The sequence below is a fragment of the Mesorhizobium sp. M0771 genome, assembly GCF_040320155.1.
In the GTDB taxonomy this organism is placed as follows: Bacteria; Pseudomonadota; Alphaproteobacteria; order Rhizobiales; family Rhizobiaceae; genus Mesorhizobium.
In genome coordinates this window covers 228,104-245,237 of record NZ_JAMYPC010000005.1, presented here as the reverse complement: position 1 = coordinate 245,237, position 17,134 = coordinate 228,104, and the positions used below count along the sequence as shown (strand labels likewise).

Here is a 17,134-nt window from a genome sequence, read left to right as displayed (position 1 = left end):
CTATCTCCTTCTCGAAAAGTGGAAGTATGCGCGGCTGGGCGCAGTCAGGCGGCCTGCGCCATTTGCTGGGCAAGGTTTCGAATAAAGCCGCGCAACGAACGCGGTTCGCGGCCCAGGGCGGCGCGCAATGTCAGACTGTTTCCGCCAAGGCCATAGTGGGCATAGTGGGCGTATATTTTGGCCAGCACCTGCATTTGGCGGTCATTGTAGGGAAGGCGTGCCTCGGCCGCCCACTCGCCAAATGTCGGCTCACCAGAAGAGATGGGTCTGCCAAGTTCCTCACTCATCATCGCAACGATGTCTTCCCGGCTGTGCATGCCGTCAGCGCACAGATCGAGGGTCGCGTAGGACAATCGCGCTTCGGTTAGGGCGATCGCCGCCACCTCAGCGACATCGCGGTAGTCGACGCGGGCCAGCTTCGCCGTCTTTGGAAACGGTTCCGAGAAAACACCATGTTCAACGACGGACGGCCAGGCCGCTGCGAGGTTCTGCATGAAATTGGCAGGGTGCAGAATCGTATATTCCATCGTCGTCGAGTAGAGAGCAGCCTCGACAGGCACCTTGCTGGCATGGTTCTTCAGTCGCGTATTGGTAGGCTGGATCACCGACGAGAAGACGAACTTTCGAACTCCTGCTCGCGTGGCGGCCTCAACCATGGCAACGCCCATGGCTGCTTCATCGGGAGCAAAAGCCGGCCCAATGTGAAAGACGCCGTCGACGCCCGCGACCGCCCTTTCGAGGCTCTGACGATTTCGCAAATCTCCTGTCGCAACCTCGGATGCCCCCACCTTCCGGGCCTTTTCGGCATTCGCAGGGTCGCGAACGAGCGCTCGAACATTGGCATTGCGGCGGACAAGTTCAGGCACGACAAGTCCCGCAACTCGGCCTGTGGCACCAACAACCAGAACAGTTGGATTGGCTACTTGCATGACGATTTCCTTCCATCAAGCCTGTCCTCGCGGGACAACTTGCAGAGAGGTACGACGTCGCAATTGTCGTTACAATTACCCGTTTTTGCGATATATTATGTCGAATGTCGGGAGAATGCATGAGCCGAATGGACGATTTCGAGGCTTTCATCGCGATCGTCGAGCATGGAAGTCTGACGACTGCCGCACATCGGCTGAACCGCTCGCTGCAGTCGGTCAGCCGGTCCCTGGCGGCACTGGAGCAATCAGTCGGCGTCGAGCTGATCCACAGGACAACGCGTCGCTCGACACCAAGTGAAGTCGGAGCAGCCTTTTTCAACCGGATCAAACCCGCGGTCGACGAAATAAACGACGCAAGACTTCAGGCGATCAATCAACGATCGGAGCCGGCAGGCGTCCTGCGCATCGGGGCGCCGGTTCTGTTTGGCCCGAACGTCCTGATGCCTGTCATCGCGGAATACATGCGGACATTTCCCCGGGTCGAGGTCGATCTTCAACTTTCCGATGGATTTGCCGATCTTGGCGCCGAAGGTCTCGACCTGGCAATACGCATCGGCGATTTGCCGGATTCCAACTTGAAAGCCAAACGCCTGGGAGCGTTGCGGCGCGTTGTGTTCGGCGCGCCTTCCTATTTCGCGCGGTGCGACCGGCCGGCCCATCCCTTCCAGCTGAGTGAGCACAGTTGCATCATCAGAACCGCTAACGAGCGTCCAGGTGAATGGACGTTTCAGATCGACGGGAAACCCCGGACCGTGAAGGTCGCAGGCGCTTTTCGCTCCAATCTGATGACCTCGGTCTATGCCGCCGCAATCCACGGACTGGGTTTGGGCTTCTCGCCTCTGTGGCAGATAAGACATTTGGTCGACGACGGTCTCGTCGAACTGGTTTTGACGGAATTCGAGCCGGCACCGGTGCCGATCCATGCCTTGTGGCAGGAAGGCCGGTCATCTTCGGCCAAGGTTCGGGCATTTCTGGATTTATTGGCATCCCGCCTGGAACTCAAAAGCCTGTAGCATCGACGGGTATTTGAAGCGCTCCAGGCCGGAAGAGATCGGGCAGATCGAGCCTGTCTTGCGATTACCGCGCATGGCGCTGATTGATCCTGAGCGGGCTCCAGATCTCGCATCCCAATCGCGTCCAGGAAAGCCGCGCGTCCTCGGGACGCCGCGGCTCATGGGATCAGACCTTGGCGACGATCTTCATGAAGGCCGGCATGTCGTCGCCGAAGCCGACGGTGCCGTCATTGTCTTCACCGCGGTTGTTGCCGCGGGCAGGGCGGCTGTTGCCGCTGGCGCGCTGCGGCCTTGTGTCGCCGCGTTCCGGGGCACGGTTCTCGTTGTTGCGATCGGAGACCTTGCGGTCGCTGTTTTCGGAGCGAATCGCTTCCTTGCGCTGATGCCGTTCGCCGATGTCGGCGACCGCGGCCTCGGCTACCGCCGGCTGTTCCTCGCGTGCGGCATCTGCCGCCGGCGCGTCGTCGCTGCGCTTGGCATGGCGTTCGCGCGGCTTGCGCTCGCCACCGTCCTTGCGATCATGGGGCTTGCGGTCCTCGTCCTTGCGGCCGGCGCGGCGCGGAGCGCCACGGCCACGGCGGGGCGCTTCGTCCTCGCCGCCTTCGCTGGCGACCACGGTCGACAGGTCGCCGTCATGCCACTCGATCTTGTTGCCGATCAGCCGCTCGATGGCGTCGATGTATTTGGTGTCGGACTTGGTGGCGATGGTGAAGGATTTGCCCGAGCGTCCGGCGCGGCCGGTGCGGCCGATGCGGTGGACATAGTCTTCGGCGTGGATCGGCACGTCGTAGTTGAAGACGTGGCTGACGTCGGGAATGTCGAGGCCGCGCGCGGCGACGTCGGACGCCACGAGATAGCGCAATTTGCCATCGCGGAAATTGGCCAGCATCTGCATGCGGGCGCGCTGGTCCATGTCGCCATGCAGGGCTCCGGCGTCGAAATCATACTTCAGCAGCGAGCGGAACAGCTCCGCGACCTCGACCTTGCGGTTGCAGAAAATGATAGCGTTCTTCAGCTCGGCGTCTTCGGCCTTTATCAGATTGCGTAGCGTCTCGCGCTTGTCCCACGGCTTGGAGCCGGACTTGACCAGGCGCTGGATGATGTTGGTGGCAGCGGATGCCGCCTTGGACACCTCGACGCGCACCGGCGCATGCAGGAATTTCTCGGTGAGCTTGGTGATCTCCGGCGGCATGGTCGCTGAGAAGAACAGCGTCTGCCTGGTGAACGGGATCATCTCGCAGATGCGCTCGATGTCGGGGATGAAGCCCATGTCCAGCATGCGGTCGGCCTCGTCGATGACGAGGATCTCGACGCCGTTGAGCAACAGCTTGCCGCGCTCGCGGTGATCGAGCAGACGGCCGGGCGTGGCGATCAGCACGTCGGCGCCGCGCTCCAGCTTCTTGTCCTGCTCGTCGAAGGAGACGCCGCCGATCAGCAGCGCGATGTTGAGCTTGTGGTTCTTGCCGTATCTGATGAAATTCTCTTCGACCTGCGCGGCGAGCTCGCGCGTCGGCTCGAGGATCAGCGTGCGCGGCATGCGGGCACGGGCCCTGCCTTTTTCGAGGCGGGTCAGCATCGGCAGCACGAAGGAAGCCGTCTTGCCGGTGCCGGTCTGTGCTATGCCCAGAATATCCTTGCCGAGCAAGGCATGCGGGATGGCGCCAGCCTGGATCGGCGTCGGCACGGTGTAGCCCGCATCGGTGACTGCGGAAAGGACCTTGGGCGACAGGCCGAGGTCTGAAAAGGTCAACGCTTCTAGAGCGGTCGTGGTGTCTGAGGACAAGAGTTGCTGTCTTTGGCTGGTTCGGGGAAGCGCAACGGCATCCGTCGCGGCAAGCACAGCGTGCCTGCAAGATTGGTATTGCGATTAGGCGCAAGCCCGCGATTTGTCAACAGAAACGGGCGGGATTGGCACGATTGTGAAAACGTAAGCTTAATCGCGATGCTTAATTAGGTAGTCACTCTTTGCGCCGGCTCAATAGCGAAATTGCTCGGCGAGAATGCGTTCGTTCCACGAATGGTTGGGATCAAACAGCAGCGTCGCCGTCGCAGTCGGCGATTCCCGGACCGTCACGGAAGCCACCGCCTTGACCTCGGTATGGTCGGCGGCGGTGTTCACCGGGCGCTTTTCCGACTCCAGAATATCGAAGCGTACGGTCGCCTTGTTTGACAACAAGGCACCCCGCCAACGGCGCGGCCGGAACGGGCTGACCGGGGTCAGCGCGAGCAACGGCGCATCCAGCGGCAGGATCGGCCCGTGCGCCGAAAGATTGTACGCGGTGGAGCCGGCCGGCGTCGCGATCATCACGCCGTCGCAGTTCAGTTCCTCGATGCGGACCTGCTCGTCGACGGTGATGCGGATCTTTGCCGTCTGGTAGGACTGACGCCACAGCGCCACCTCGTTGATGGCGAGTGCCGAAACCGTCTCGCCCTCATGCGTCAACGCCAGCATTTCCAGCGGGCGGATCGTTTCGGCGACGGCGGCCGCGATGCGCTCGGTGAGGCCCCCGACGCGGTACTCGTTCATCAGGAAGCCGATGGTGCCACGGTTCATGCCGTAGACCTTCTTTCCCGTGCTCATCGTGTCGCGCAAGGTCTGCAGCAGGAAGCCGTCGCCACCCAGCGCCACCACCACCTGGGCGTCGTCGAAGGATGCCTGGCCGTAGCGGGCCGACAGGCTCTCCATCGCCGCCTTGGCATCGGCAGTGTCGGAGGAGACGAAGGCGAGATTGGCTTTGCTCATGACATTCCGATGGCGGTCGGCCGATGGCGGTCGGCGGCGGTTGCGTGGGGTAGCATGGGCAAGCGCATCTGCAAAGGGAGGCATCGTCCGGCGCAGTTGCGGCCGCGGCGAAACGAAATCGGCGGCTCGCGCTTCATGTCGCCGGAACGGCGAATGTGATGGTTAAGTGCGATCTTAAGCACTCGTAAAGCCTGATCGATCATGTTAGCCGACAGAGGATGGGTGGCTGGGGGGCTAGCCAGTCGAGACCTGTCTATTGCCGGTGACACGCCTGATTATCGTCTTCCTTGTGATGGGAAGTTTCGCCCTTCTCTTTGCGGAGCTTGTGCGGCAGTCCGAAGACATGAGCTCCAGGCCGATGGCCTCACGCTGCGGCGGCGCCGGCGTGCCATGCCCGCAAAACGCATTGTAGGCGAAGCCAATCCGCCAACGACGATCCGTCGCCTACTGCCCGACAATCCTCAGGTTGGCGTTGCCGTAGAATGTGTAGGCGAGATAGGTCGGATCGCCGGTCCGGTAGAATTCTCTGCGGACATCCTGCAGGATCTCGGCCAGATAGACCGGCCCGTCCTTGATCCGCGTGCTGATGCCGCCATAGAAATCGGTCGAGAAGGCCGCTGCCGCGCGGTCGGTCAGTGGCCACATGCCGCCGATGAAGCCGGAAGCGCCGCCCGCCAGCACCGCCGGACCCCAGCCCTGCACGAAGCCGCCGAGCATCTGGGAACGGCCTGTGTCGCAGGCGTTGAAGAAGTAGAACGGATTGCCCTTGCCATGCGCGGTGGCGACCAGCGCAGCCCATGTATCCGGGTCGAGCGACTGGTCGACGAGATCGATGGCAAAGACCGGCCGGCCACTGCTCGGCTGGTTGACCTCGCCATGACCGGAGAAATGAATGAAACCCGTCGAGACTTCACCGACCAGTTTCTCGAAAGAGGTGAAATCGCCATCGAAGCGGCGGTAGCCGTAAAGCTTGCTCAGCGCCGCGATCTCGTCCTGTTGGAAGCGCAGCGAGCGTTTGTCGACATAGGAGGGCGCGACAGCCGCGACGCCGGTGAAGGTCATGCGGTCGAGCGGGTTGTCGACCTGTGAGGCACTGCTGCGCGGAGCCCAGCGCGCCAGCCGGTAGCCCATGCCGAGAAAACCGTCGGCGATGGCGCCGTCGGCGCTGCGCGGGCGGATCAATTCCCAGGGCAGCGTCGGGCTGTTCGAGGTGATCTGGATCGAATGGAGTTCGCCTTTGCCGCGCAGCGACCAGAACACGTCCTTGAACGGTTTCGGCACATAGTCGCGGTAGAGCGCATCGCCAAAACCTTCGGCGGCGAGCGTGACAAAGCGCTTTTGCGCCCCCGTATCGCTGCTTGCGGCAGGCTGCTGCAGCGAAACGGCGCCGCGCAGGCTCAATCCGAGCTGCAGCAGGCGGCGGTATTCGGAGTCCAGCCATGCCGCCATCTCAGGTGGCGTCGAGAACGTATCGGTCACCGGACCGGCCAGATGCGGCGAATGGATGATGATCTGCCCCGAACCCAGCCCGCTCGGATCGTCATAGAGGATGGTCACGTCGAGATCGGGGACGTCATCGCCGGCTGCGCCGCCGAGCGTCACATTGCCAGTTACCGCCGGCTGCGGCGCCGCTGCGGCCAGCATCAGCATGGCAGGTGCTGCGGAGCGTTCGGCTGTGGCGCTCAGAGCGGCTGCCTCGACAGGCGCGGTGCGGCGAATGATAACCGACCGCGATGCCGATCCCAGGAACCTCCCGGCGCTGTAGATGCGCGCGATGAACTGGGCCGGCTTGCTGTCCTTGGCGATCGGCCGCGCCTTGACGTCGAAGCGGACGAAGTCGCTGTCGCCCTGGCGGTAGAGCGTCGTCCGTCGGCTCCATTTGCCGCCGTCAGCGAGATCGAAGCCGGAGGCGAACAGATCGATATCGATCGGCCATTGCTCGGTTCCCGCCGGCATCGCCATGGCCAGGGCGCCATCTTCCGTCACCGACGAGCCCGGCGCTGCCTTCACCTTCACTTCGGGCGTGAATTGCTCTTCGGTAAGGGCGATCGAAACGGTCACCGTCTCGCCGGCGACAATCTCATCCGGCGCATCGATGGTTGGATGGCGCACCACCTCGACAGCGCCCGTCTCGGGTTGTGGAAGGGCGCCGCCGGAAGGAGGGCTTTGCGCCTGGTCGATGGGCGGCGGCGCTGGTTTCGGTGGCGCCTGCGCCTCCGGCGGACTTTCGGCGCCGGTCGCGGGTGGCGGGGCCGATGTCATGCCGTCCTCAGGGGGGATCCCTGCCTTATCGGGGGGCGGTTCGGCGCCGGTGGCTCCGCCATCCTGCGGATAGGTCCCGCCGAGATTGTTCTGGGCAGCGGGCACAGCTGCGTCTTCAAGACGTTGCTTTTCCTCTTCGTATCGTTGCCGAGCCTGCTCTTCCTGCAATTGGCGCTGCTGTTCCTGGCGTTTGTATTCCTCGTAGAGCGCCGCCTCCTTGGCGCTGTCGCCCATCGCGGCATCGGGACTGCCGGAGCCCGGTGCAACGTCCATGGGGTAGGGCTCCTGACCGCTGCCATCGGCGTAGTCGCTGCCATCAGGCTCCCAACCGCCACTCCCGGAGATGTAGCCGCCGCTCGCCATCGCCGGCGGTGCCGGTTCCGGCACAAGCGGCAGCGCCGGTGCCGCGCCGGCCACCTGGTCCGGCGTCAGCACAAAGGCAGCGTCTGCCGAGCGGCCATATGCCATCCATGGCCACTGGGCGCCTGACGTTTTGTCGATAGTGGTTTGCCTGACCGAGGCGAGGATGATGGCTATGTCCGCGCCGCGCTTGACCAGCGCAGCGGTGAGCGCATCGGCAAATACGGTGACGGGGCGGGCTTCGTCCAGTGCAACGGTTCCGGGTTTGGCCGACAGAGCGACGATGGCGTGGGTGAGGGGATCGACCGCCGCCAGACCCTGCATCACGCCGGAAGTAGGGTTGTGGCCATCGCCGGGATTGTCGAGCAGAACCACCTTCAATGTCGGGGTTGCCTCGAGCGCCTGCATGAACAGATCGAGGGGCAATGCCGTCTGGTCGACCGTTTCCTTTGAATCGATCCGGGTGCCGCGCGTCAGTAAATAGTTCCTGCCGTTGGCCTGCGCGGTGTGGCCGACATAGTAGAAGATGCCGACGGAGTCCGGATTGGCCAGGGATTGGGCGAAATCATGCATGGCGCGCGCGACATCGGCGCGGTCGCCATCCGACACCTGCCGGACGGTGAAGCCAAGCGATCGTAGTGTCGCTGCAACGAGTTCGGCACTGAGGTCGGCGTTGGCGATTGCCGGTGAGCCCTCAGAGGCCGGATTGGCGACAACCAGCGCTATCCGCTCTTCGCCGCGCGCAGCGGAGAAGAGCGCCATGGTCATCAGCAGCACGACCGCCAGAAAAAGGCGCATGACCGTGATCCAAGCCCTGCAGGCTGCGGCGCTCACGCCACGGCTTGCCCCAATTCATCAATGGCCCAACCTTGACCATATCATGTCGGCTTCGCCGGCGCACTGCCGGTGCCGATGATGCAGTTGTGTCACTAAAAGATATTGACTGTATGTTTAGTAATTAATACCGTTGCCCGAGATACCGAGTTGGTCAGCCGGCATTCGCCGGTGAATGATCACCAGGACGAAGGGAACTTAGGGACTCGAGGCGCAATCCCGCCGGTCCCAACAATGGGAGACACAAGCATGCAGTTGAAATCGACCGCCACGGCGCTCGGCCTGTCGCTGCTGGCGATGACCGGCATTGCCCGCGCCGAGGGCGAACTCCAAATCTACAATTGGGGCAACTACACCAGCCCGGACCTGATCAAGAAGTTCGAGGAAACCTACAAGGTCAAGGTTACCGTCACCGACTACGATTCCAACGATACGGCTCTGGCCAAGGTCCGCCAGGGCGCTTCCGGCTATGACATCGTCGTTCCATCGGCCAGCGTGATGCCGATCTGGATCAGCGAAGGCCTGCTCTTGGAAACCGATCCCAACACGATGGAGAACTTTAGAAACGTCGATCCGAGATGGGTCGACGTGCCGTTCGATCCCGGCCGCAAATATTCGGTGCCGTGGCAATGGGGCACGACCGGCATCTCGGTCAACAAATCGGTCTATGCGGGCGACCCGAACACCTCGGCGATTTTCCTCGATCCGCCGCCGGAACTCGTCGGCAAGATCAATGTCGTGCCCGAAATGGGGGACATCATGTTCCTCGCCATTGCCTATGAGGGCGGCAAGTACTGCACCGACGACAAGGTGCTTTTGAAGAAGGTGCATGACAAGCTCATCGAGGCGAAAGCGAAATGGCTGTCGCTCGACTATGCGGCCGTCGACGGTCTCGGCAGGGGCGACATTGCCGCCGGCGTCAACTGGAACGGCATATCGCTGCGCGAGCGGCTGGAGAACGACAAGATCGTCTACGGCTATCCCAAGGAGGGCTTTCCAATCTGGATGGACAATGTCGCGGTACTCAAGGATGCCAAGAACGTCGAGAACGCCAAGCTCTTCCAGAATTTCATCATGGACCCGAAGAATGCAGCGATGATCTCGGCCTTCGCGCACTACGCCAACGGCATCAAGGGCTCCGAGCCCTTCCTGCCGGCCGATATGAAGGGCGCGCCCGAAGTGGATGTTCCGGCCGAATTTGCCGACAAGGGCCAATTCATGCCGGCCTGTCCCGCAGACGTCCAGGCGCTCTACACCAGGATCTGGACCGATCTGCAGAAATAGCGGCCCCGCCAGCCGAAGCTGACCACCAAACATCGGGCCGCGGATCGCGGCCCTGCCATCGCCAATGCCAGATGCCGTAAAGCCGCCGCGGGAGATTTTTTATGTCCGATCTCGACCTTTGCTACATGCCGGCCAGCGAGGCGTTGCGGCTGTTCAAGGCGAAGAAACTGTCGCCTGTTGAACTGATGCAGGCCACCATCCGCCGCGCCGAGGCGACCAAGGTGACGATCAATTGCCTTACCTTCACGCATTTCGACGAGGCGATGGCTCTCGCCGGAAAAGCCGAGGCGAAATACACCAAGGGCGCCAGAACCGGCGCGCTCGAGGGCCTGCCGATCGGCATCAAGGACGAGAGCTACATCAAGGGCAAGCCGACCTCGCATGGCTCGCTGCTGTCCGGGGACGCCATTGGCGGCCATACCTCGACCATGAACGAGCGTGTCATGAAGGCCGGCGGCATCGTCCACGCCCGCACCGCGACGCCGGAATTCAGCTGCGCCGGTTATACCTGGTCGAAGCGCTGGGGCGTCACGCGCAACCCCTGGAACCCGGATTTCACGCCGGGCGGTTCGTCGGGCGGTTCGGCGGCAACGCTGGCCTCCGGCACGTCGTCGATCGCAACCGGCTCGGACATAGCGGGCTCAATCCGCATCCCTGCCTCGGCCTGCGGCCTGGTCGGTTTCAAGCCGCCTTACGGCCGCAATCCCGATGAGCCGCCGTTCAATCTCGATTTCTACTGCCACACCGGGCCCTTGGCCCGAAACGTCGGGGATGCGATCCTGCTGCAGAACGTCATGGCCGGGCCGAGCCCGCTCGACATCGCCACGCTGCGCCCGAAACTGCGCCTGCCGCTCGACTACAAGCCGATCAAGGGTTGGAAGATCGCATTCTCCATGGATCTCGGGTCCTTCGAGGTGGATGCGGACGTGCGCAAGAACACGCTCGCTGCCTGCGATGTGTTCCGCTCGCTCGGCGCCACCGTCGAGGAGGTGGACCTCGGCTGGGGCGACGAGGTGCTCAAGGCCGGCATGGCCTATCTCGAACATCTCTTCGGCGCCTCGCTGTCGCCGCTGCTCGCCAAGCACGGCAAGGACATGACCAGCTATGCCAGGCAGTTTGCGCAGGACGGCCAGAAGTCGAAGGCCACGGACTTTGTCGCAACTTTGGACGTGGCGGCCAGGATGTACCAGACGCTGGGGCCGTTGCTGGAAAAATACGATGTGCTGATCTGCCCGACCAATGCGCTTCCCGCAGTGCCGGCGGAATTCGATCAGACCAAAGGCAAGGTCGAGATCAATGGACGAGAGGTGAACCCGTCGCTGGGCTGGGTGATGACGACGCCGTTCAACATGCTGAGCCGCTGCCCGGTTCTGTCGATCCCGTCGGGCCGCGCCGCCAACGGCGTGCCGACAGGCATCCAGGTTGTCGGCCGCACCTATAGCGACGCTGACGTGTTCCGGGCGGGTATGGCCTATGAGACGGCTCGTGGTCAGTGGTACACGAATGCCGGGACACGCCCGACGCTGTGAGTCCGCAGGGCGCCGGCATGCCAAGGCAGCGGCGGGATGTTTCGGCCGCCGGGGAAAGGCCTGACGACAATGGCGCAACGCATAGCCACTCCGGATGCGGGAAAAAGCAAGGCGGCCAAGGGTGCGGCGAACGACGCCGCGCCCAAGGACCGCCGGCGCGAGCGCGGCGAAGCGAGCGTCCAGCGCATCATCGACGCCACCATCGAGCTCATCGCGGAGGAGGGGCTGGCCAGCGTCACCATGCAGCGCATTGCCGGGCATGTCGGCTCGTCCAACGCACTGGTGGTCTTCCATTTTCGCAGCAAGGAGAACCTGTTCCGAGCCGTGCTGCAATATCTCAGCGACCAATATGACGCGCTGTGGCTGACGCTGGTGCGGGCGCCCGGCCTGTCGCCGGTGGAGCGGGTGTTGGGCGCGGTCGACTGCGCGCAGCGCTTTGCCCGGCAGCATCCGAAATGGGTTTCCGTCTTCGTCGTGTTCTCCAGCGACCGCAAGAGCATGCAGATCTACAACGAGATAGGCCTGCCCAGCGATCTCGCCTACACGGCCGAAGCGCGCGAACTGCTGATCGAGATTTCGCGCAGCGGCGGTTACACCGGCGTCGACATAGACACGCTGTCGGAGAGCCTGAACTATCTGGTTCACGGCGCCTGGTATTGGGACCATCTCAACCCGTCCAGCCGCGACACCGACGTGCTGCGCAAGACCATGCTGCTGCTGCTGCACCAGGCCTTTCCGCGGCATTTTGAGTTGGGGTGAGATGCGGCCATTGCGAGCGACGAAAGCGTCCTCTGCAAACCTAAACCCGAAAATCTCTACGATGCCTTGATCTCTGTAAAAACGCTTGCACAATCCAGAGGTGCGAGCTAAACAACCCAGGGATGCATTCGAGGGTGGGTAAATGTGGCATTGGGCGATACTTCTGTTGCTGATTGGCGTGCCGGTTTTCTTCGCCGTCCGGTCGTCGCGCAAATCCTCACAGAGCCCAGATGACCTCGTGGGGTTCGGCGGCTGGCTGATCCTGCTGGCGATCAGTCTGTCCCTTTTGCCGTTGCGCACACTTGTCGATATGGCCAGTCTGGTCAAAACCTACCAACAGCTTGTTACAGTGCCCAACGGGGCCTTGGCCATCTATGGCGAGGCAGCCCTCAATCTGGCATTTCTGGTGCTTCAGCTGGTCGTGCTTGTTTCGATGCTGCGGCGAAGCCACCGCTTTCCGCAGCTGTTCATATGTCTGTGGTTCGCGATCCCTCTCTTATTCGTACTGGACACAGTTTGGATATCGACTGTGCTTGGTGTCCCGGTAAACCGTTTGCTTGCCGGAGGAGCTCTGGTTACACCTTTGGCATCCTTCATAGTCACAGGGATCTGGGCCGCCTATGTATACAGATCGGTCAGGGTGAGAAACACGTTCGGCGATACGGCGGCCATACAGGCTGCGACATTTTCCTAGAAGGTCCGACGGCTGCGAGTTGGCCTGATGTCGTGCTGCCAGCTCCGCCGAATAGAACCGTCGGCAGTCCTCCTTCGTCTAACGAGCTTCGAGTGGCCTGCCACCCGAAGCTCGAAGACCGAAAGGTGGTGCCCCCGGACGGAATCGAACCGCCGACCTTCGGTTTACAAAACCGCTGCTCTACCAGCTGAGCTACAAGGGCACGGCGCTCCGGTTAGCATATTTCGTGCGCCAGTAAAGACAAAACTCCGTTTTCGATCGCTAATGGACCCCGCCGAGGTGGGCGGGCCGCCATGCTGAAAACCGCCAATGCGATCCCTACATATTTCTCAGGTGCAAACGCATCGAACGGGGTGTCGCATGATCAGACTTGTCATCATCCTGCCGCTTGTCGTCATTGCCTGGCTGCTTGCGGTAAAGCTCATCAAGGACGTGAAGAGCGCCAATGTCGACTGGACCGGCATCGCCGCCATCCTCGGTTTTATCGCGATGGCGTTTTGGCTGCGGCATGTGACTGGGATGGGATGAGAGACAAGCAGTGGTCAGTAGTGAGTAGGGCTTAGGGGCCACGGACAGGGTCCAATCTAATGCCTACTCACCACTCCCTATTCCCCCAAAAACCTCGAACCTTTCGCCGCGCCGCGACGACTGATCTCCAGAGGCGAATGGTCGCCTCGATCAAGGAGATCATCATGTTGAAGCGCACTCTTACTTCGGGCCTGGTCGCCATTTTCGTCGCCACCGGCGCGCTCGCCGGTACCGTGCAGTCGTCCTCCGCTCACGGCCATCATCACCACCATCATCACAAGCACCACGACAAGCCCTGGTGGTGGTGGAACCATCACCACAAGCACCATCACCACAAGCATCATCATCACCACGGGAAGGTGATCATCTTCCTTTGAGCGAGACGACCTGCCTCGCGGAAGGGCGGCTTCGGCCGCCCTTTTTTGCGTTGAGCGCTCGATCGATCAGATCTTGGTTTCCATCGGCTGATTTCCGGCCTTCAAGAAAATCCCAAATTCTTTCGAACCTTTTTCCGCGCCGAAACGACAGATGATCAAGAGGCGGATGGATCGCCTCTCGCAACGAAACAAGGAGATCGTCATGTTCACGCGCAAAATCGCTTCTGCCCTCATCGCCAGCACCGTCGCCGCCACCTCGCTGGTCGGCACCGTCCAGCCCTCGGCCGCCCACAGCCATCACCACAACCGCGAAATCGGCATCGGCATCGCCGCCGGCGTCGGCGGCTTCGTGCTCGGCAGCCTGCTCAACCAGCAGCCCCGCACCGTCTATGTCGACGACGAGGGTGGTTCCTGGCACGTCCGCCGCTGCGCCAATCGCTACGCCAGCTACGATCCGTACTCCGACACCTATGTCGGCTATGACGGCTACCGCCACTATTGCCGCCTCTAAGAGGAGGCTCCCCACAAGAAGGAGGGGCTGTACGCAGCCCCTCTTTCCTACATTTGAGCGCGTGGCAGTGTCAGCTACGGTTTGGAGATCGGTAATCCGGCTGCATGGCAGGTGCCGACAACACCACCGCTCGCATTCAGCGATTGATCGCCCATGGCGATGAGTTCGAAGCTGCTTCCTTCATCCGGATAGATCTTGGCGGCGAACGGTTGGTCTGTTGTATGACCACCGGACGATGACTTCGCGGCGACATGGCCGCAGACCACGATTTCCCGGCGGCCGTTGAGCGTCCGCTCGCCGGCGCGCATCGTCCCGAATTTGGCGGATACAGGATCCTGCAAATGCTGGCGAATGCCGATCGTGATTGTCTCCTCCAAAGCGAGCGAGATCGGAATCTCGCTGACTTGCTGGGAGACAGGGGCGGGTTCGGGCGCCGTCGCCACGCATCCGCACAGTGAAGCGGCGAGCAAAAGCTGAAGCGTTCTCCGCATTATAATCGGAACCCGCCGATCATCCTCGTCACCTCAGCGGCGGCGTCGCGCACCAGCGGCCCGATCTCGTCCAGCCGTTCCATCGTCACCCGCACCGTCGGTCCGGAGACCGAGACACCGCCGATCGGCTCGCCGAACTCGTTGAAAATGGCGGCGGCCACGCAGCGCATGCCGGGATGCCGCTCCTCGTCGTCGACCGACCAGCCACGGTGCTTGATGTCAGCCAGGTCATGGGCCAGCGCCGAAATGTCGGACAGCGTCTTGTCGGTGAAGCGCTGCAGGCCCGACTTGCGCAGGATGGCGGCGACGCGTTCCGGCTCGAGCTGCGCCAGCACCGCCTTGCCGATGCCCGAGGCATGGAAAGAGCTGCGCGTGCCCGGGCGGAAGAAGGCGCGGATCGCCTGATGGGTCTCGACCTGGCTGACGAAAACGACGCAATCGTCCTCGGCGACGCCGAGATTGGCGGTTTCACCGGTCTTCTCCATCAATTCCTGCATGACCACGCGGGCCCGGTCGACAAGCTTGCGGCGGCGCAGGAAGGCGGCACCCATGCGGTAGGTCTCGACGCCGATCGACCACAGCTGGTCCGATGTATCGAACTCGACCATGCCGTGGTTCTGCAGCGTCGTCAGCATGCGGTAGGCGGTGGACGCCGCGAGCTCGCTACGCGCCGAAATCTCGCTCAGCGACAGGCCACTGCCTTCAGCGACGATGGCCAGGATGCGCAAGGCCCGGTCCAGCGACTGTACAGAACCGGCCTCGGACGGACCGTTGAAAGCGCGCGGCCGGCCGCGCTGGCGTTTTTCGCTGGTTTCCATGGCGGCATTGTCGCCGGTTTCGCCGAAATCGCAATGAAAAACTTTTTCACAGATTCTGGTGCCCGGATTCATGAAAAACGGAAAAGCCAGCGAAATCAGTGGACAGGAGCCGTTTTCTAGAAATGAAAAATTATTCTGAAAAAATTGAAAAATGAAAACCATACTGGCATTGTCGGTCGACCAACAATTTGCGGAGGCTGGACATGGCCAGGATGCGCGCTGTAGATGCAGCGGTTCTCGTTCTCGAAAAGGAAGGCGTTTCCTGCGGCTTCGGCGTGCCGGGCGCGGCGATCAATCCGTTCTATTCGGCGCTGAAGGCGAGGGGCTCGATCCGCCACATCCTGGCGCGCCATGTCGAGGCGGCCTCGCATATGGCCGAGGGCTACACGAGAGCTAAATCAGGCAATATCGGGCTGTGCATCGGCACGTCGGGCCCGGCCGGCACCGACATGGTCACCGGGCTCTATTCGGCGGCGGCGGACTCCATCCCGATCCTGTGCATCACTGGTCAGGCGCCGCGGGCACGGCTCAACAAGGAGGATTTCCAGGCGGTCGATATCGCCGCCATAGCCGCACCCGTCGCCAAATGGGCGGTCACGGTCATGGAGCCCTATCTCGTGCCGATGGCGCTGCAGAAGGCATTTCACCTGATGCGCTCGTCGCGACCGGGCCCGGTGCTCATCGACCTGCCGGTCGACGTGCAATTGGCCGAGATCGAATTCGATATCGATGCCTATGAACCGCTGGTCCCGTTCAAGCCGGCAATGTCGCGCGCCCAGGCCGAAAAGGCCTTGGCGATGCTCAATGCCGCGGAAAAGCCGCTGATCGTCGCCGGCGGCGGCATCATCAACGCCGATGCGTCGGATCTGTTGATCGAATTTGCCGAGATAACGGGCGTGCCGGTCATCCCGACGCTAATGGGCTGGGGCGCGATCCCCGACGACCACCGGCTGATGGCCGGCATGTGCGGGCTGCAGACCTCGCATCGCTACGGCAATGCGACGATGTTGGAAGCCGATTTCGTCTTTGGCATCGGCAATCGCTGGGCCAACCGCCACACCGGTTCGGTCGATGTCTACACCAAGGGCAAGAAATTCATCCATGTCGACATCGAACCGACCCAGATCGGCCGGGTGTTCGCGCCGGATCTCGGCGTCGTCTCGGACGCCGGTGCGGCACTAAAGATGCTGCTCGACGTCGCCACCGAATGGAAGACGGCAGGAAAGCTGCGCGACTGGTCGGGCTGGGCGAAGGAATGCCAGACCCGCAAGAAGACGATGAAGCGCAAGACGCATTTCGAGCAGGTGCCGCTGAAGCCGCAGCGCGTCTATGAGGAGATGAACAAGTCGTTCGGCCGTGACACCACCTACGTCACCACGATCGGCCTCTCGCAGATCGCCGGGGCGCAGTTCCTGCATGTCTACAAGCCGCGCAACTGGATCAATTGCGGCCAGGCCGGCCCGCTCGGCTGGACGCTGCCGGCAGCGCTTGGCGTGCGCGCCGCCGATCCGGATCGCACCATCGTGGCGCTGTCGGGCGACTACGACTTCCAGTTCATGATCGAGGAACTGGCGGCCGGCGCACAGCACAAACTGCCGTATATCCATGTCGTCGTGAACAATGCCTATCTCGGCCTGATCCGCCAGGCGCAGCGCGGTTTTGCGATGGATTTCGAGGTGAGCCTGGCCTTCGAGAACGTCAACCGCGCCAACGATCCGGAGGCCGGCTACGGCGTCGATCATGTCGCGGTCGCAGAAGCGATGGGCTGCAAGGCGGTCCGGGTGCGCAAACCGGAAGAGTTCGCCGGCGCGTTCAAGGAAGCGCAGCGGCTGATGAAGGAATACCAGGTGCCGGTGGTGCTCGAATTCATCCTCGAGCGCGTCACCAACATTTCCATGGGCACGGAAATCGACAAGATCACCGAATTCGAGGACCTTGCCGAAAGCCATGAGGATGCGCCAACGGCGATTGTGTTGCTCGATTAGGCGCGCCGATATTCAGG

The 17,134-nt window shown here is 62.2% G+C and carries 15 protein-coding genes and 1 tRNA gene; 9 read left to right on the top strand and 7 right to left on the bottom strand.

Annotated features, from left to right (window positions below; translation table 11 throughout):
• Positions 1 to 44: 44 nt before the first annotated feature.
• Positions 45 to 929 carry an NmrA/HSCARG family protein gene (locus NKI05_RS10425; protein ID WP_023691232.1) on the bottom strand — a complete coding sequence of 295 codons (885 nt, stop codon included), beginning with the start codon at positions 927 to 929 and terminating at the stop codon, positions 45 to 47.
• Positions 930 to 1,048: 119 nt separating this feature from the next.
• Here NKI05_RS10425 and NKI05_RS10420 point away from each other — a divergent pair, with 119 nt between their 5' ends.
• Entirely contained in the window at positions 1,049 to 1,942 is an 894-nt protein-coding gene (locus tag NKI05_RS10420; protein ID WP_023691233.1) for a LysR family transcriptional regulator, read from the top strand.
• Positions 1,943 to 2,108: 166 nt separating this feature from the next.
• Here NKI05_RS10420 and NKI05_RS10415 read toward each other — a convergent pair whose 3' ends face one another.
• The 3 genes from NKI05_RS10415 to NKI05_RS10405 all read right to left on the bottom strand — a co-directional run bounded on the left by NKI05_RS10415 (position 2,109) and on the right by NKI05_RS10405 (position 8,105).
• A complete protein-coding gene (locus tag NKI05_RS10415; protein ID WP_031205363.1) occupies positions 2,109 to 3,725 on the bottom strand; it encodes a DEAD/DEAH box helicase in 1,617 nt (538 codons plus the stop codon).
• Positions 3,726 to 3,917: 192 nt separating this feature from the next.
• Entirely contained in the window at positions 3,918 to 4,685 is a 768-nt protein-coding gene (locus tag NKI05_RS10410) for an NAD kinase (RefSeq protein ID WP_023681482.1), read from the bottom strand.
• Positions 4,686 to 5,129: 444 nt separating this feature from the next.
• Complete coding sequence (locus NKI05_RS10405) at positions 5,130 to 8,105, bottom strand: caspase family protein (protein WP_352792358.1); 2,976 nt, start codon at positions 8,103 to 8,105, stop codon at positions 5,130 to 5,132.
• A 285-nt stretch (positions 8,106 to 8,390) separates the two neighbouring features.
• On the opposite strand from NKI05_RS10405, the gene NKI05_RS10400 reads away from it, so the two are divergent.
• From NKI05_RS10400 to NKI05_RS10385, 4 genes are all read left to right on the top strand, one after another.
• Complete coding sequence (locus NKI05_RS10400; protein WP_023815338.1) at positions 8,391 to 9,425, top strand: extracellular solute-binding protein; 1,035 nt, start codon at positions 8,391 to 8,393, stop codon at positions 9,423 to 9,425.
• Between the two features lie 101 nt (positions 9,426 to 9,526).
• Positions 9,527 to 10,954: an amidase gene (locus tag NKI05_RS10395; protein WP_352792357.1), complete on the top strand. Its 1,428-nt coding sequence runs from the start codon at positions 9,527 to 9,529 to the stop codon at positions 10,952 to 10,954.
• Positions 10,955 to 11,023: 69 nt separating this feature from the next.
• Positions 11,024 to 11,713 carry a TetR/AcrR family transcriptional regulator gene (locus tag NKI05_RS10390; protein WP_023815336.1) on the top strand — a complete coding sequence of 230 codons (690 nt, stop codon included), beginning with the start codon at positions 11,024 to 11,026 and terminating at the stop codon, positions 11,711 to 11,713.
• Positions 11,714 to 11,879: 166 nt separating this feature from the next.
• The gene (locus tag NKI05_RS10385) at positions 11,880 to 12,407 is read left to right on the top strand and encodes a DUF2569 family protein (protein ID WP_352792356.1); all 528 of its coding nucleotides are present in this window, start codon (positions 11,880 to 11,882) and stop codon (positions 12,405 to 12,407) included.
• A 126-nt stretch (positions 12,408 to 12,533) separates the two neighbouring features.
• Here NKI05_RS10385 and NKI05_RS10380 read toward each other — a convergent pair.
• Positions 12,534 to 12,609 (bottom strand) — tRNA-Thr (locus tag NKI05_RS10380).
• A gap of 158 nt (positions 12,610 to 12,767) precedes the next feature.
• Here NKI05_RS10380 and NKI05_RS10375 point away from each other — a divergent pair.
• The 3 genes from NKI05_RS10375 to NKI05_RS10365 all read left to right on the top strand — a co-directional run bounded on the left by NKI05_RS10375 (position 12,768) and on the right by NKI05_RS10365 (position 13,823).
• Positions 12,768 to 12,935, top strand: coding sequence for a hypothetical protein (locus NKI05_RS10375; protein ID WP_023681475.1), 168 nt, complete (start codon positions 12,768 to 12,770; stop codon positions 12,933 to 12,935).
• 164 nt (positions 12,936 to 13,099) lie between these two features.
• The gene (locus NKI05_RS10370; RefSeq protein ID WP_023681474.1) at positions 13,100 to 13,312 is read left to right on the top strand and encodes a hypothetical protein; all 213 of its coding nucleotides are present in this window, start codon (positions 13,100 to 13,102) and stop codon (positions 13,310 to 13,312) included.
• Positions 13,313 to 13,514: 202 nt separating this feature from the next.
• The gene (locus NKI05_RS10365; protein WP_023667455.1) at positions 13,515 to 13,823 is read left to right on the top strand and encodes a BA14K family protein; all 309 of its coding nucleotides are present in this window, start codon (positions 13,515 to 13,517) and stop codon (positions 13,821 to 13,823) included.
• A 74-nt stretch (positions 13,824 to 13,897) separates the two neighbouring features.
• Here the strand turns inward: NKI05_RS10365 and NKI05_RS10360 are convergent, their stop codons facing one another.
• Positions 13,898 to 14,314, bottom strand: coding sequence for a hypothetical protein (locus tag NKI05_RS10360; protein ID WP_023688404.1), 417 nt, complete (start codon positions 14,312 to 14,314; stop codon positions 13,898 to 13,900).
• A complete protein-coding gene (bhcR, locus tag NKI05_RS10355) occupies positions 14,314 to 15,132 on the bottom strand; it encodes an HTH-type transcriptional regulator BhcR (RefSeq protein WP_023815333.1) in 819 nt (272 codons plus the stop codon). Before bhcR ends, NKI05_RS10360 begins: the two co-directional genes overlap by 1 nt.
• A 203-nt stretch (positions 15,133 to 15,335) precedes the next feature.
• Here bhcR and gcl point away from each other — a divergent pair, with 203 nt between their 5' ends.
• On the top strand, positions 15,336 to 17,117 hold the full coding sequence (gcl, locus tag NKI05_RS10350; RefSeq protein ID WP_027050436.1) for a glyoxylate carboligase: 1,782 nt from the start codon (positions 15,336 to 15,338) through the stop codon (positions 17,115 to 17,117).
• Positions 17,118 to 17,134: the final 17 nt, after the last annotated feature.

What these genes read in the sequence shown, in the direction of transcription:
- gcl (WP_027050436.1), top strand. Translation starts at nt 15,336, where the DNA reads ATGGCCAGGATGCGCGCTGTAGATGCAGCGGTTCTCGTTCTCGAAAAG.
- NKI05_RS10375 (WP_023681475.1), top strand. Translation starts at nt 12,768, where the DNA reads ATGATCAGACTTGTCATCATCCTGCCGCTTGTCGTCATTGCCTGGCTG.
- NKI05_RS10425 (WP_023691232.1), bottom strand. Translation starts at nt 929, where the DNA reads ATGCAAGTAGCCAATCCAACTGTTCTGGTTGTTGGTGCCACAGGCCGA.
- bhcR (WP_023815333.1), bottom strand. Translation starts at nt 15,132, where the DNA reads ATGGAAACCAGCGAAAAACGCCAGCGCGGCCGGCCGCGCGCTTTCAAC.
- NKI05_RS10360 (WP_023688404.1), bottom strand. Translation starts at nt 14,314, where the DNA reads ATGCGGAGAACGCTTCAGCTTTTGCTCGCCGCTTCACTGTGCGGATGC.
- NKI05_RS10365 (WP_023667455.1), top strand. Translation starts at nt 13,515, where the DNA reads ATGTTCACGCGCAAAATCGCTTCTGCCCTCATCGCCAGCACCGTCGCC.
- NKI05_RS10410 (WP_023681482.1), bottom strand. Translation starts at nt 4,685, where the DNA reads ATGAGCAAAGCCAATCTCGCCTTCGTCTCCTCCGACACTGCCGATGCC.
- NKI05_RS10420 (WP_023691233.1), top strand. Translation starts at nt 1,049, where the DNA reads ATGAGCCGAATGGACGATTTCGAGGCTTTCATCGCGATCGTCGAGCAT.
- NKI05_RS10395 (WP_352792357.1), top strand. Translation starts at nt 9,527, where the DNA reads ATGTCCGATCTCGACCTTTGCTACATGCCGGCCAGCGAGGCGTTGCGG.
- NKI05_RS10370 (WP_023681474.1), top strand. Translation starts at nt 13,100, where the DNA reads ATGTTGAAGCGCACTCTTACTTCGGGCCTGGTCGCCATTTTCGTCGCC.
- NKI05_RS10405 (WP_352792358.1), bottom strand. Translation starts at nt 8,105, where the DNA reads ATGCGCCTTTTTCTGGCGGTCGTGCTGCTGATGACCATGGCGCTCTTC.
- NKI05_RS10400 (WP_023815338.1), top strand. Translation starts at nt 8,391, where the DNA reads ATGCAGTTGAAATCGACCGCCACGGCGCTCGGCCTGTCGCTGCTGGCG.
- NKI05_RS10390 (WP_023815336.1), top strand. Translation starts at nt 11,024, where the DNA reads ATGGCGCAACGCATAGCCACTCCGGATGCGGGAAAAAGCAAGGCGGCC.